Annotated in this window: 13 protein-coding genes; 1 reads left to right on the forward strand and 12 read right to left on the reverse strand. The window is 62.4% G+C overall.

Annotation, left to right across the window (positions count from 1 at the left end; all coding sequences use genetic code 11):
- Positions 1-241 precede the first annotated feature (241 nt).
- From AC1D08_RS09095 to mce, 5 genes are all read right to left on the reverse strand, one after another.
- Entirely contained in the window at positions 242-934 is a 693-nt protein-coding gene (locus AC1D08_RS09095; RefSeq protein WP_457151925.1) for an ABC transporter ATP-binding protein, read from the reverse strand.
- Entirely contained in the window at positions 931-2,217 is a 1,287-nt protein-coding gene (locus tag AC1D08_RS09100) for a lipoprotein-releasing ABC transporter permease subunit (RefSeq protein ID WP_457151926.1), read from the reverse strand. Before AC1D08_RS09100 ends, AC1D08_RS09095 begins: the two co-directional genes overlap by 4 nt.
- Positions 2,214-3,542, reverse strand: coding sequence for a proline--tRNA ligase (gene proS / locus AC1D08_RS09105; RefSeq protein WP_477422986.1), 1,329 nt, complete (start codon positions 3,540-3,542; stop codon positions 2,214-2,216). The genes AC1D08_RS09100 and proS overlap by 4 nt, the downstream gene beginning before the upstream one ends.
- A 630-nt stretch (positions 3,543-4,172) precedes the next feature.
- Entirely contained in the window at positions 4,173-4,457 is a 285-nt protein-coding gene (locus tag AC1D08_RS09110) for a DUF1467 family protein (RefSeq protein ID WP_457153275.1), read from the reverse strand.
- A complete protein-coding gene (gene mce / locus AC1D08_RS09115; protein WP_477422988.1) occupies positions 4,454-4,858 on the reverse strand; it encodes a methylmalonyl-CoA epimerase in 405 nt (134 codons plus the stop codon). Before mce ends, AC1D08_RS09110 begins: the two co-directional genes overlap by 4 nt.
- A gap of 189 nt (positions 4,859-5,047) precedes the next feature.
- Between mce and AC1D08_RS09120 the strand changes: the two genes are divergently transcribed.
- Positions 5,048-5,911 carry an MBL fold metallo-hydrolase gene (locus AC1D08_RS09120; RefSeq protein ID WP_477422990.1) on the forward strand — a complete coding sequence of 288 codons (864 nt, stop codon included), beginning with the start codon at positions 5,048-5,050 and terminating at the stop codon, positions 5,909-5,911.
- A 15-nt stretch (positions 5,912-5,926) separates the two neighbouring features.
- On the opposite strand, the gene AC1D08_RS09125 is transcribed toward AC1D08_RS09120, so the two are convergent.
- From AC1D08_RS09125 to AC1D08_RS09155, 7 genes are read right to left on the reverse strand one after another with little or no spacing between them, the layout of a single operon-like run.
- Positions 5,927-7,597, reverse strand: coding sequence for a ribonuclease J (locus AC1D08_RS09125; protein WP_457153272.1), 1,671 nt, complete (start codon positions 7,595-7,597; stop codon positions 5,927-5,929).
- Between the two features lie 34 nt (positions 7,598-7,631).
- Entirely contained in the window at positions 7,632-8,453 is an 822-nt protein-coding gene (locus AC1D08_RS09130; protein WP_457153271.1) for a biotin--[acetyl-CoA-carboxylase] ligase, read from the reverse strand.
- Between the two features lie 5 nt (positions 8,454-8,458).
- Positions 8,459-9,895 carry an NADH-quinone oxidoreductase subunit NuoN gene (nuoN, locus tag AC1D08_RS09135; RefSeq protein WP_457153270.1) on the reverse strand — a complete coding sequence of 479 codons (1,437 nt, stop codon included), beginning with the start codon at positions 9,893-9,895 and terminating at the stop codon, positions 8,459-8,461.
- A gap of 19 nt (positions 9,896-9,914) precedes the next feature.
- On the reverse strand, positions 9,915-11,420 hold the full coding sequence (locus AC1D08_RS09140) for an NADH-quinone oxidoreductase subunit M (protein ID WP_095087237.1): 1,506 nt from the start codon (positions 11,418-11,420) through the stop codon (positions 9,915-9,917).
- Positions 11,420-13,393: an NADH-quinone oxidoreductase subunit L gene (gene nuoL / locus AC1D08_RS09145; protein WP_095087235.1), complete on the reverse strand. Its 1,974-nt coding sequence runs from the start codon at positions 13,391-13,393 to the stop codon at positions 11,420-11,422. The genes AC1D08_RS09140 and nuoL overlap by 1 nt, the downstream gene beginning before the upstream one ends.
- Positions 13,394-13,403: 10 nt before the next feature.
- Positions 13,404-13,712: an NADH-quinone oxidoreductase subunit NuoK gene (gene nuoK / locus AC1D08_RS09150; protein ID WP_023676620.1), complete on the reverse strand. Its 309-nt coding sequence runs from the start codon at positions 13,710-13,712 to the stop codon at positions 13,404-13,406.
- Position 13,713: 1 nt separating this feature from the next.
- On the reverse strand, positions 13,714-14,334 hold the full coding sequence (locus tag AC1D08_RS09155) for an NADH-quinone oxidoreductase subunit J (protein WP_095087233.1): 621 nt from the start codon (positions 14,332-14,334) through the stop codon (positions 13,714-13,716).
- Between the last annotated feature and the right edge of the window lie 107 nt (positions 14,335-14,441).

Below are 14,441 nucleotides of genomic sequence, written 5' to 3' on the forward strand. Positions count from 1 at the left end.
CAGTGAGATGACATCCTGAACCAGATCGGTCATAACTCTCTCCTGTTGTTGATATGTTTTTAATTTGTTCTAATTTTGTTCTATTGTCAACGGTCGGTATCCGGCCGCGTCCGGAATTTCCGGGCGATCAAATCGGCAGGGTTAAGGAAAGGTTGACGGGCGTGCGACAACCATCAATGGAGCCGCAACGCGCACTGAGGGCGGACTGTCCGCGAGCTCGCCAGGTCTGTCGAGACTGAGATCAGCTCAAGCCGAGCGGCACCACTTTGCCGTCGGCCAGCGTGACGCGCCGGTCCATGCGCGAGGCCAGTTCGTGATTGTGGGTAGCGATCAGCGCCGCGAGGCCCGATTGCTTGACCAGCGCCGCCAGCGCCTCGAACACATAGGAGGCGGTGACAGGGTCGAGATTGCCGGTCGGCTCGTCGGCCAACAGCACCAGCGGTGCATTGGCAACCGCGCGGGCAATGGCGACGCGCTGCTGCTCGCCGCCGGAAAGCTCGGACGGACGGTGCGACGCGCGCTTGCCGATCTGCATGTAGTCGAGCAGTTGCGCCGCGCGCTCCGACGCCTCCTTGCGGCTCAGCCCCTTGATCAGCTGCGGCATCATGATGTTTTCCAGCGCCGAGAATTCCGGCAGCAGGTGATGGAACTGGTAGACGAAGCCGACATCGTTGCGGCGGATCGCCGTGCGCTCGTCGTCGGAGAGCCGCCCGCAGGCACGGCCGGCCAGGATGACGTCGCCGGCATCAGGCCGCTCTAGCAGGCCGGCAGTGTGCAGCAGCGTCGACTTGCCGGTGCCCGACGGCGCCACCAGCGCAACCATCTCGCCGCGCTTTAGCGAGAAATCGGCGCCGTTGAGAATGGTGAGCTTGCGCGGCCCCTGGACGTAGTGCCGCTCGACGCTCTTCAGCTCGATAATGGCCTCGGCCATCATTCATACCTCAAGGCTTCGACGGGATCGAGCCGGGCGGCCCGCCACGCTGGAAACACCGTTGCCAGGAAGGACAGCCCGAGTGCCATCAGGATGACATAGGTCGTCTCGCGCGGATCCATCTTCGCCGGCAGCTGGCTGAGGAAATAGAGCTCCGGGTTGAACAGCACCTTGCCGGTCATCCAGGAGAAGAACTGGCGGATGGATTCGATGTTGGTGCAGATCAGCACGCCGAGCAGCACGCCGGCGATCGTGCCGGTCACGCCGATCGCCGCCCCCGTCATCAGGAAGATGCGCAGGATGGCGCCGCGCGACGCCCCCATGGTGCGCAGGATGGCAATGTCATGCCCCTTGTCCTTCACCAGCATGATCAGGCCGGAAATGATGTTGAGTGCCGCCACCAGCACGATCAGCGTCAAGATCATGAACATGACGTTGCGCTCGACCTGCAGGGCGGAAAAGAAGGTCTCGTTGCGCTGGCGCCAGTCGACGAGGTCGATTGGCCGCTGCGCCGCCTCCTCCACCTTCGGTTTCAGCGCGTCGACATCATCGGGATTGTCGACGTAGATCTCGATCGTCTGGGCCCGGCCGTCCATGTTGAAATAGAGCTGTGCCTCCGAGAACGGCATGTAGACGATGGAACTGTCATATTCCGACATGCCGACTTCAAAGATCGCGGTGATCGGATAGCCCTTCATGCGCGGCGTCGTGCCGAGCGGCGTCACGTCGCCGTCAGGCGAAATCAAGGTGATCGTGTCGCCGAGCGCCAGGCCGAGATTCTCGGCCATGCGCTTGCCGATAGCGACGCCCTCGCCGGTGTCGAAACCGGCGATCGAACCCTGCTTGACGTTGGCCGCGACGATGGCGATCTTGCTCAGATCCTCGCCACGTATGCCGCGAACCAGCGCGCCGGTTCCGCCGCCGACATTGCCTTGCGCCAGCACCTGGCCATCGATCAGCGGGATGGCGTATTTGACGCCGGGCACGCCGTTGATGCGGCCGGCGACCTGTGCGTAGTCCTCAAGCGGCGAATCGAGCGGCTGCGCGATCAGATGGCCGTTGACGCCGAGGATGCGCGTCAACAGCTCCGCCCGAAAGCCATTCATCACCGCCATCACCACGATCAGCGTGGCGACCCCCAGCATGATGCCGAGGAAGGAGATCGAGGCGATCACCGAGATCACCGTCTCCTTGCGCCGCGAACGCAGGTAGCGCCAGGCAACCATGCGCTCGAAGATGGAAAAAGGTCCGGCGCCCGCCGATCTTGCCACCGCCACGTCGCTCATGCGGCGCTGCCAAAGCGCTTTTTCGCGTCGGCGATCGGCAGCGTCTCGCGCTCGCCGGTCCTGCGATTCTTGATCTCGATCTCGCCTGCGGCAACGCCGCGTGGACCGACGATGACTTGCCAAGGCAGGCCGATCAGGTCGGCGGTGGCGAACTTGCCGCCCGGCCGCTGGTCGGTGTCGTCGTAGAGCACATCCTTGCCGGCGGCGACGAAGGCGGCATGCAGCTCGTCACAGACGCGGTCGCACTCGGCATCGCCCGCCTTCATGTTGATCAATCCGATGTCGAATGGCGCCACCGCTTCCGGCCAGATGATGCCGTTGTCGTCATGGCTGGCTTCGATGATCGCCGCGACCAGGCGCGACGGACCGATGCCGTAGGAGCCGCCGGAGACGAAATGATCCTTGCCGTCGGGCCCGGTCACCTTGGCGCCCATCGGTTTGGAGTATTTGTCGCCGAAATGGAAGATGTGGCCAACCTCGATGCCGCGCGCCGAAACCTTGTCGCTTTCGCCGATCTTCTCCCAGGCCGCCTCGTCATGCATCTCGTCGGTGGCGGCGTAGGGCGTCGTCCATGTCTTGACGATGTCGCCGATCTCGGCGTCGTTGGCGAAGTCGGTCTTTTCTCCGGGCACGTCCAGCGAAAGATAGTCGCGATGGCAGAAAACCTGGCTCTCGCCGGTGTCGGCGAGGATGATGAATTCATGGCTGAGATCGCCGCCGATCGGCCCGGTGTCGGCCCGCATCGGAATCGCCTGCAGGCCCATGCGCGTAAACGTCCTGAGATAGGACACGAACATCCTGTTGTACGCCGCCTTGGCGCCCTCGAAGTCGAGGTCGAAGGAATAGGCGTCCTTCATCAGGAATTCGCGCGAACGCATGACACCGAAGCGCGGCCGCACTTCGTCACGGAACTTCCACTGGATGTGGTAGAGATTGAGCGGCAGGTCCTTGTAGGACTTCACGTAGGCGCGGACGATCTCGGTGACCACTTCCTCATTGGTCGGGCCGTAGAGCATGTCGCGGTCCTGCCGGTCCTTGATGCGCAGCATCTCCTTGCCGTAGTCATCATAGCGTCCGCTTTCGCGCCACAGATCCGCCGACTGGATGGTCGGCATCAGGATTTCCAGCGCACCGGCGCGATTCTGCTCCTCGCGGATGATCAGGCAAACCTTGTCCAGGACCCGCTTGCCGAGTGGCAGCCACGAGAAACTGCCCTGCCCCTGCTGGCGGATCATGCCGGCGCGCAGCATCAGCCGGTGCGAGACGATTTCGGCCTCGCGCGGATTTTCTTTGAGGATAGGCAGGAAATAGCGCGACAAACGCATGGACTGGTCCGTGAGTGAGGATGGCCGCGCGGGAATCGGCGCGACCCGGGCTTGCTTGCCCCGGCTTCATAGCCATTTCATGGCGGAATGGAAACCCGGACGCATCGATCCGAAAATCGGAAATCGGCTTTCGGAAAGGCACGATACATGGGGTCGAACGTGCCAGAGCGTCCTTGCGCGTGCCTCGGACACCCGGCGTTCCAGGGATGCTGCAGTGCCGCGCGCGTCTTATTGGTCGTTTCCCAAGCAAAGCCTGCCACACTATTGTGCAGTGCAGCACGAGAATGCCCGTTTCAAGGCAAAATTCTACGTGACATTTTCATTCGCGTTGGGCTAATGTGCCCCGATAACCGAGAGGGTAGAGAAAAATCTGCTCTCCTACGCGGTCAAAGTCTTGGGAGGATGCGATCTAGGCGCGGTAACTCGCTGCCGCCGGAAACCGGAAACAGATCGGACGCGTTTAAATTGCAAGGCCTTGTGCCTTGCATTTTTTTTGTGCAAACATCTGGTTAGCAGCAGAGATTGATAAACTGGATGACCTTGCGTCAACCGGCACAAAGCCAGAATCGCCATGGCCTCCAGGCGATATCGTGTCGATCTCGAATCGGCTGAAACGCGGCCTGAAAAGGCCTATTTCGTTGGCGTCTGACTGAATTCCGGAATGATGTGCGGCACCTCGTCAAGGCTGTATCCCAACCCTTTCGTCAGGCCGTAGAAAATGCCCATGAGAACCGCCGTCGCGACGGTGGTTCGCAGGATGGCGCGCAGCATATGCGGGCCGCGCGGCGCACTTGGAACCGTGCCCAGCGTCACGTCGTGATCGTCGTCCTGTGTGCTGACGCTGAACGGCAGCACGACGAACAGCACGATCCACCAGGTGGCGAAGAAAAGTGCGGTGAACGATACCCAGCTCATGATTGCTCCAGTTCGATCAGCGTACCGAAGAAATCCTTCGGATGCAGGAACAGCACCGGCTTGCCATGCGCACCGGTCTTCGGATTGCCGTCACCCAGCACGCGCGCGCCTGCGGCCTTGAGCTGGTCGCGTGCGGCCAGGATGTCGTCGATCTCGTAGCAAAGATGGTGCATCCCGCCGGACGGATTCTTCTCCAGGAAGGCGGCGATCGGCGAGCCCTCGCCCAGCGGCTCCAGAAGTTCGATCTTGGTGTTGCCGACATTGACGAACACCACGGTCACACCGTGCTCCGGCAGTGCCTGCGGCTCCGTCACTTCGGCGCCGAGCGTGTTGCGATAGGCGGCGACGGCCGCAGCCAGATCCGGCACTGCAAGCGCAACATGGTTCAGGCGACCGAGCATATCCGAGCATTCCCTTCTGGGTCCCGATGGCTGGCGTCATACGTCAAATCGACTGATATCAACAGCCTTTCACCAGGCGCGCACTGTCGCACTTTGACGAGCCGTCCTCGAACGCTCTTGAACGGACAGAGAGTTTCAAAATCACCGCCCAGGCTGTTCCAACCGGCAACTGCGAAGTACAAACGGCAAATGTTCGACGCCCACCCTTCCCGCCCACGCGTTTTCACATTCGGTCTTGGCTCATTCAAAGTTGCCGCTTTGCTCGATGCCGTCGATGTTCGCAACAACCTTGCATCGGCCCTGGCACCTGGACAGTCGTCAACCGCAGTGCACGAACTCGCTGTCTCGAACTTCATCGACCGCGATCGCTACGAGCACTGTTTCATCCCGACGCTGATCGACACCGGTTCCGAAAAGATCCTGTTCGACACCGGATGCGGAGATGCGGACAGTTCGCTTTTGGATTGTCTGCAGGACCTTGGGCTCGGGCCTGATGACATTGATGTGGTGATCATCACCCACGGGCACCCGGATCACATCGGAGGACTTGTGAAGGATGGCGAACCCGTTTTCAGGCGGGCACGCTATGTATTCGGCGCGGCGGAATTCAGCTTCTGGACCGAGGGAAATGCGGTGCGCGAGGCCAGATTGAAAAGCCGCGATCTATTCAGGCGCATTTGCAGCAACCTGGCCGGCCGGGCAGCATTCATAGCACCCGGGGACAAGGTTGCGCCTGGCATTGCCGCCATCGACGCAGCCGGTCATTCTCCCGGGCTGCTGGCGTTTCTCGTCGAAAGCGACGGACAGCAATTGCTCATCTGGTCGGACGCCTTCCTGCACTATGTCGTGTCCATCCAGCGGCCGGAGTGGCGTGCCGATCTGGATGATGACAAAGACCTGGCCATCGAGACCCGCAAGCGACTGCTGAAGATGGCCGCGGAACAGCGTCTGTTGATCGCTGGCCACCACATGCCATTTCCAGGACTGGGCTACGTCGAGCAGCTAGACGGCTCTTTTCGCTGGCTTCCCGTCAGCTATCAGCTGAACGTGTAGCGAACGCTGCCACCCTCACCGGGTGACGAACACCGTCACCAGCGGTTTCTTGCCCCACGCTTCGTTGGCAGCGCCGCGTACGGCGCGCCGTACCGCCTCTTGCACCAGGTCGAGATCCTTTCGCCGCTGGCGGGGGATCGAATCCACGGCGCCGACTGCCGCGTCGATCATCAGATCCTCGAGCGTCTCACCGCTTGCATCGGCCTCGGCGACGCCGATGGCAACCAGATCGGGATCGCCGGCAAGCTCATATTTGTCGTCGAGCACGACATTGACCGCGACATGGCCGGCAAAGGACAGCTTGCGCCGATCGCGAATGCCCATCGCCTGATCGGTGCCGATCAGACTGCCGTCCTTGTAGATGCGCCCGAACGGCACCTGGTCGATAATGGTGGCGGGGCCGGGAGCGAGCCTGAGCATGTCGCCGTCGCGCACCTGCGCCACCTGGCCGATGCCGGAGGTCGACATCAGCGACCCCTGCGCCACCAGATGCGCTGCCTCGCCATGCACGGGAACGCCGATCTGCGGCCGCACCCATTCGTACATCTTGCGCAATTCGCTGCGCCGCGGGTGGCCTGAAACATGCACCAGCGCGTCGCCGTCCTCGATGATCTTGATGCCGAGGTCGATCAGGCGGTTCTTGATCTCGAGGATCGCCTTTTCATTGCCGGGGATCGTACGCGAGGAAAACACCACCGTATCGCCGGCCGTCAGCGACACCGATTTCATTTCTTCGCGCGACAGCTTGGCCAGCGCCGCCAAAGGCTCGCCCTGGCTGCCAGTGCAGATGATCACCAGGTTTTCGCGCGGGATGAAGCCAAAATCCTCTTCGGCGATGAACTCGGGCAGCCCGTCCATGTAACCGAGTTCATCAGCCACATCGATCACCCGCTTCAGCGAACGGCCGAGCACCAGGCACTGGCGTCCGGCATCGCGCGCCGCCTTGGCAATGGAGACGATGCGGCCGACATTGGAGGAGAAAGTGGTGACGGCGACGCGGCCCTTGGCTGCTTGGATGACGCCCTTGAGGCCCTCGCCCACGGCGACTTCCGAAGGCGACTCGCCTTCCCGCAGCGCATTGGTCGAATCGCAGATCAGCGCCAGAACACCCTTGTCACCATAGGCGCGGAAACGCGCCTCGTCGGTCTTCGGGCCGATCGTCGGCTCTGGATCGATCTTCCAGTCGCCGGTGTGGATGACGGTGCCGGCCGGCGACGTGATCGCCAGCGACATCGGCTCGGGAATCGAGTGCGCTACGGGAATGGCTTCGATCTCGAACGGGCCGACCGTGAATTTCTCGCCCGCCCGGTAAATGGTCAGCGGGATCTTCGGCGCGCCCTGTTCGCCCTGCCGCTTGGCTTCGAGCAGGCCGGCGCTGAACGGCGTCATCCAGACCGGGGCCTTCAGCTTCGGCCAGGTGTCGAGCAGCGCGCCATAATGGTCTTCATGCGCATGCGTGATGATGATGCCGCGCAGATTGGCGAGGTTCTCCTCGATGAAGCGCGTATCGGGCAGCACCAGGTCGACGCCCGGCAGGCTGGCATCGGGAAAGGTCACGCCGACATCGATGACGATCCACTCGCGCGCGCTCGGCGGGCCGTAGCCATAGAGGGCGAAGTTCATGCCGATCTCGCCGACGCCGCCGAGCGGCACGAAGACGAGTTCGGCGTTTTCCGCTTTCGCCATGATTTTTCCCTTCCTGACCCTCAGGCCAAGCCCGTTAGACGCGGGCAGACGCGACCGCGCCGAAATGCACGTCGCCGGCGGCGATCGTCAGAATAGAACCTTGATCGTCGCGGATCACGAAACGGCAGTCCTCGTCAATGGTTTCAAACACGCCACGCACCACATTGCCGTCAATTCTGACAGCAACCTCGCCGCCAAGCCCCGCCGCCCGTGCCAGCCAGCGTTGCCTGACGGCGGCAAGTCCGCGCCCCTCATCCCACAACCGGGCATTCTCGCTCCAGGCATCCGACAGCGCCAGAAACAATGTTTCCGCATCGCATGTCGCGCCCAGCGCGCGCAATGAAGTTGCCGGATAGGGCAAATCTTCGGGATAAGCCACAACATTGACGCCGATGCCGACAGCCACGGCGAAACGGCCGCCGTCCAGGATCGCCGATTCCAGCAGGATGCCGGCCAGCTTGGCGCCGGCGGCAAGCACGTCGTTCGGCCATTTCAGCTCGAACCGGTTTTTGCCCGCACTTGCGCCGTCGAGGCCTATGGCGATCCGGCCCTTCGGCACGACCGCGTCGAGCGCATCGGCCAGCGCCAGCCCGGCGACGAAGCCCAGCGTCGCGGCAAGACGAAGCTCGGCAGTGGTGATGACAAGCAGCGTCGCCGCGAGGTTGCCTTCCGGCGTCGCCCAGACACGGCCGCGCCGCCCGCGCCCGCTTTCCTGCTTCTTGGAAACGACCCACAATCTGCCGGGGTCGCCCGCCCGGGCATGGTCCAGCGCCAGCGCATTGGTGGAGCCGACGCTGTCATGTGCCTCGAGCCGGAACCCTTCCGACGCCGAGGTAGGAGCCAGCCGAAACGCCATGCCGTTTAGAAAAATGTCTTGGCAGCGGCTTCGGCATAGGTGCCGATCGGCCCGCCGATCAGCACGTAGAACAGCACGAAGGCGCCACTGACGCCGAGCACCAGGCGCAGTTCACTCGCCATCGGCACAAAGCCGCCAACCGGCTCATCGAACCACATGATCTTGATGATGCGCAGATAATAATAAGCACCCACCACCGAGGCCAGCACGCCGATGATCGCCAGCGCGTAGAGGTTGGCGTTGATGGCGGCGAGGAAGACGTACCATTTCCCCCAGAAGCCGGCGAGCGGCGGAATGCCGGCCAGCGAGAACATCAGGATGGTCAGGATCGTCGCCATGATCGGGTTGGTCGACGACAGACCGGCCAGGTCGCTGATCAACTCGACATTGCCTTCCTTGCGCCGCATGGCGAGGATGAAGGCGAAGGTGCCGAGCGTCATCACCAGGTAGATCAGCATGTAGATGGCGACGCCACGCACGCCCGCCTGGCTGTTGGCGGCAAGGCCGACCAGCGCGTAGCCCATGTGGCCGATCGAGGAATAGGCCATCAGTCGCTTGATGTTGGTCTGGCCGATCGCCGCGAAGGCGCCGAGCGCCATCGAGGCGATCGAGATGAAGACGATGATCTGCTGCCAGTCCGAGGCGATCGGCTTGAACGCGCCCATGGTGACGCGCACCATCAGCGCCATCGCCGCCATCTTGGGAGCGGCCGCCAGGAAGGCCGTCACCGGCGTCGGCGCGCCTTCATAGACGTCGGGCGTCCACATGTGGAACGGCACCGCCGAGATCTTGAAGGCAAGGCCGGCCAACACGAAGACCAGACCGAAAACCAGGCCAAGCTGGCGCTCGCCGCTGCCCAACGCCGTGGCGATCTCCTGGAAGCCGGTGTTGCCGGTGTAGCCGTAGACCAGGCTGATGCCATAGAGGAGCATGCCCGACGACAGTGCGCCGAGGACGAAATACTTCAGGCCGGCCTCGGTCGAACGCAGATTGTCACGGTTGATCGCCGCCAGCACGTAGATCGCCAGCGATTGCAGTTCGAGGCCGAGATAGAGCCCGATCATGCTGTTGGCCGAGATCATCAGCATCATGCCGAGCGTGCAAAGCAGGATCAGCACCGGATATTCGAATTTGTCGAAATGCTCCGCTTTGGCAAAGCGCATCGACATCACCAGCGTCACCGCCGAGCCGATCAGCGCCAGCACCTTCATGAAGTGGGCGAAGGAATCCTGGATGAAGGCATTGCCATAGGCGCTGCCCTGCCCCGTGCGGAAGACCAGCCAGGCGCCTGATAACACCAGCACGGCGACTGCGAGGCCGGTCACCGTATTGGCGGTGTTGGCGCGCGAATAGGCGCCGACCATCAGCAGCGCCAGCGCGCCGATGGCGAGGATCAGCTCTGGCGTCGACAGCGACAGGCTGGAGAGAAGGTCCGGCGTCATGGTTCGCAAAACCCTTGGGTTAATTCGCCGCCGCGGTCTGCGCGGCGCCGATGGATGCAGTGACATTGGTGACGAGCGACTTGACCGATTGGGCCGTCGCGTCGAAGACGGGCGCCGGATAGACGCCGAAGAATATGACCAGCACGACCAGCGGGTAGATGATCACCTTCTCGCGCGGCGACAGATCGAGCAGGCCCTTCAGGCTGTCCTTGGTCAGCGCGCCGAAAATCACCCGGCGATAGAGCCACAGCGCATAGGCTGCCGACAGGATGACGCCGGTGGCTGCGAAGAACGCCACCCAGGTGTTGACCCGGAAGACGCCGAGCATGGTCAGGAACTCGCCGACGAAGCCGCTGGTGCCGGGCAGGCCGACATTGGCCATGGTGAAGACCATGAACACGGTGGCGTATTTCGGCATGTTGTTGACCAGCCCGCCATAGGCGTCGATCTCGCGCGTGTGCATGCGGTCGTAGATAACGCCGACGCACAGGAACAGCGCGCCCGAGACAAGGCCGTGGCTGAGCATCTGGAAGATCGCGCCCTGCACGCCTTCCTGGTTCATGGCGAAGATGCCCATGGTCACGAAGCCCATATGGGCGACCGAGGAATAGGCGATCAGCTTCTTCATGTCCTCCTGCATCAGCGCCACCAGCGAGGTGTAGATGATGGCGACGACCGACAGCGTGAACACCAGCGGCGCGAACATTTCCGACGCCAGCGGGAACATCGGCAGCGAGAAGCGCAGGAAGCCGTACCCGCCCATCTTGAGCAGGATTGCGGCCAGGATCACCGAGCCCGCTGTCGGCGCTTCGACATGCGCGTCAGGCAGCCAGGTGTGCACCGGCCACATCGGCATCTTCACCGCGAAGGAGGCGAAGAAGGCGAGCCACAACCAGGTCTGCATGTTGGCCGGGAAATTGTGCGTCAAAAGCGTCGGGATGTCGGTCGTGCCGGACTGATAGAACATCGCCATGATGGCGAGCAGCATCAGCACCGAGCCGGCCAGCGTGTAGAGGAAGAACTTGAACGAGGCATAGACGCGCCGCTTGCCGCCCCAGACGCCGATGATGATGAACATCGGGATCAGGCCAGCCTCGAAGAAGACGTAGAACAGCACGATGTCCAGCGCGCAGAACACGCCGATCATCAGCGTTTCGAGCAGCAGGAAGGCGATCATGTAGGCCTTGACGCGCTTCTCGATCGCTTCCCACGAGGCCAGGATGCAGAGCGGCATCAGGAATGTCGTCAGGATGACGAACAGCATTGAAATGCCGTCGACGCCCATATGGTAGGAGATGCCGGAGTCGAGCCAGGCAACCTTCTCGACGAACTGGAAGCCCGCTTGCGAATTGTCGAAGCCGGTCCAGATGAACAGCGAGATGATGAACGTGAACGTCGTCGTCAACAGCGCGATGGCGCGGATGTTGCGGCGCGCGTTTTCACTGTCATCATTGATGAACAGGATGAGCAGCACACCAACCAGCGGCAGGAAGGTGACCAGCGAGAGGATTGGCCAAGCGGTCATCAGAGCATCATCCAGGTGACGAGTGCGGCAACGCCGATCAGCATGGCGAAGGCATAGTGGTAGAGGTAGCCGGTCTGCAGCTTGACGACGCGGTCGGTGACATCGATGACGCGCGCCGAGATGCCGTCAGGACCAAGACCGTCGATGATGGTGCCGTCGCCGGTCTTCCACAGGAAACGACCGAGCCGCTTGGCTGGCCGCACGAACAGGAAGTCGTACAGCTCGTCGAAATACCACTTGTTGAGCAGGAAGGCGTAGAGCAAGCGGTGGTTGGCGGCGACGCTTCGCGGCAATTCCGGCGAGCGGATGTAGAACTTCCAGGCCAGCGCTAAGCCGATCAGCATAGCGATGAAGGGCGAGAGCTCGACCCACAGCGGCAGTTCGTGGATTTCGTGCAGGATGTGGTTGTCCGGCAGTGTGAACAGCGATGCCTTCCAGAATTCGGCATAGCCCTCGCCGATGAAGGCGCCGTGGAAGATGATGCCGGCGAACAGCGCGCCAGCGGCCAGGATGAACAGCGGCACCAGCATCACCGGCGGCGATTCATGGACGTGGTGCATCACCTCATGGCTCGCCCGCGGCTCGCCATGGAAGGTCATGAAGATCAGCCGCCAGGAATAGAAGGAGGTGAAGCAGGCGGCGATGACCAAAAGCACAAAGGCGAGGCCGGCAACCGAATTGTGGCCAGCAAAGGCGCTTTCGATGATGGCGTCCTTGGAGAAGAAGCCGGCGGTGCCGATGACCGTCACCGGAATGCCGACACCGGTCAGCGCCAGCGTGCCGATCACCATCATCCAGTAGGTGGTGGGGATCAGCTTGCGCAGGCCGCCCATGTTGCGCATGTCCTGCTCGTCGGAGACGGCGTGGATGACCGAGCCCGAGCCGAGGAACAGCAGCGCCTTGAAGAAGGCATGCGTGAAGAGGTGGAAGATCGCGGCACCGTAGGCGCCGACGCCGAGCGCCACGAACATGTAGCCGAGCTGCGAACAGGTCGAATAGGCGATGACGCGCTTGATGTCGTTCTGGACGAGGCCGACGGTCGCCGCGAAGAAGGCGGTGAAGGCGCCGATGAAGGTCACGACCGTCAGCGCCGAATGCGACAGTTCGAACAGCGGCGACAACCGCGCCAGCATGAACACGCCCGCCGTCACCATGGTGGCGGCGTGGATGAGTGCGGAGACCGGCGTCGGGCCTTCCATGGCGTCCGGCAGCCAGGTGTGCAGCGGCACCTGCGCCGACTTGCCCATGGCGCCCATGAACAGCAGCAGGCAGACAATCGTCATTGCCGACTGCTTGTCGAGCGCGTGCCCGAGGAAGGTCAGCACGGCGGCACCTTGCGGCGCGCCTTCAGCGGGAATGAACGTCGCCGCATTGGCGAAGATGGTGCCCAGATTGACCGAACCGAACAGCACGAACAGACCGAAAATGCCGAGCGCGAAGCCGAAATCGCCGACTCGGTTGACGACGAAGGCCTTGATCGCGGCGGCGTTGGCCGACGGCTTCTTGTACCAGAAGCCGATCAGCAGGTAGGACGCGAGACCCACCCCTTCCCAGCCGAAGAACATCTGCACCAGATTGTCGGCCGTCACCAGCATCAGCATGGCAAAGGTGAACAGCGACAGATAGGCGAAGAAGCGCGGCCGGTTCGGATCGTGGTGCATGTAGCCGATCGAATAGATGTGGACCAGCGCCGACACAGTGTTGACCACCACCAGCATCACCACTGTCAGCGTGTCGATCCGGAGTGCCCAGGACGCTTCCAATCCGCCCGACTGGATCCAGCGCAGCACCGGCACGGTGAACACTTCGCCATGGCCGAAGCCGACGCTGAAGAACGCAACCCACGACAGCACCGCCGCGATCACCAGGAAGCCTGAGGTGATGTATTCGGATGCCTTGGCGCCGAGCGACGTGCCGAACAGGCCGACGATCAGGAAGCCGAGCAGGGGAAGGAAGACGATGGCCTGGTACATGGTGGATCCGTCAACCCTTCATCATGTTCACGTCTTCGACCGCGATCGAGCCGCGGTTGCGGAAGAAGACGACGAGAATGGCAAGTCCGATGGCAGCCTCGGCCGCCGCGACCGTCAGCACGAACAGCGCGAACACCTGGCCGACCAGATCGCCAAGTGCCGCCGAGAAAGCGACGAAGTTGATGTTGACCGCGAGCAGGATCAGCTCGATCGACATCAGGATGACGATGACGTTCCGACGGTTCAAAAAGATGCCGAACACGCCGAGCGTGAACAGGATCGCCGATACGGTCAGATAATGTGCGATGCCGACGACCATCTCAGACTCCTTCGCCCGACTTGACCTTGCGGATTTCCATGCCGGTCGCCGCGGTGCGGCCGACCTGGGCTGCGATCGACTGCCGCTTGACCCCTTCCTTGTGGCGCAGCGTCAAGACAATGGCGCCGATCATGGCGACCAAGAGCACGAGGCCGGCGATCTGGAAGTAGTAGAGGTAGTCCGTATAGAGGATGTCGCCGAGTGCTGCCGTATTCGAGCGCGTGGCGAGGTCCGGAATTGGCTTGGACACCGTCGAGGCGAGCTGCGGTGCGAATGTGTAACCGCCCAGCACGACGATCAGCTCCGCCGCCAGGATCAGCCCGACCAGCGCGCCGATCGGCGCATACTGCAGCGCGCCTTCCTTCATCTCCGCGAAATCGACGTCGAGCATCATGACGACGAACAGGAACAGCACCATGACCGCGCCGACATAGACGACGAGCAGGATCATCGCCAGGAACTCGGCGCCGGTCAGCATGAACAGGCCGGCCGCGTTGAAGAAGGTCAAGATCAGGAACAGCACCGAATGCACGGGGTTGCGCGACGAAATGACCATGAACGCCGACGCCACCGCGACAAAGGCGAAGAGGTAGAAAAAGGCCGCCTCTAGTCCACTCAGCATGGGGTTCCCCCGGGTTCCTGTCCGGACCGGCTCTCGCCATGTCCGCTTCTGTGGCTTGGTACCGCCTCCGGTTCCCAAGTCGCGTTGTCCTTAGACGAGGCCCCTCG

It is taken from the genome of Mesorhizobium sp. P2_E6, from assembly GCF_056403835.1.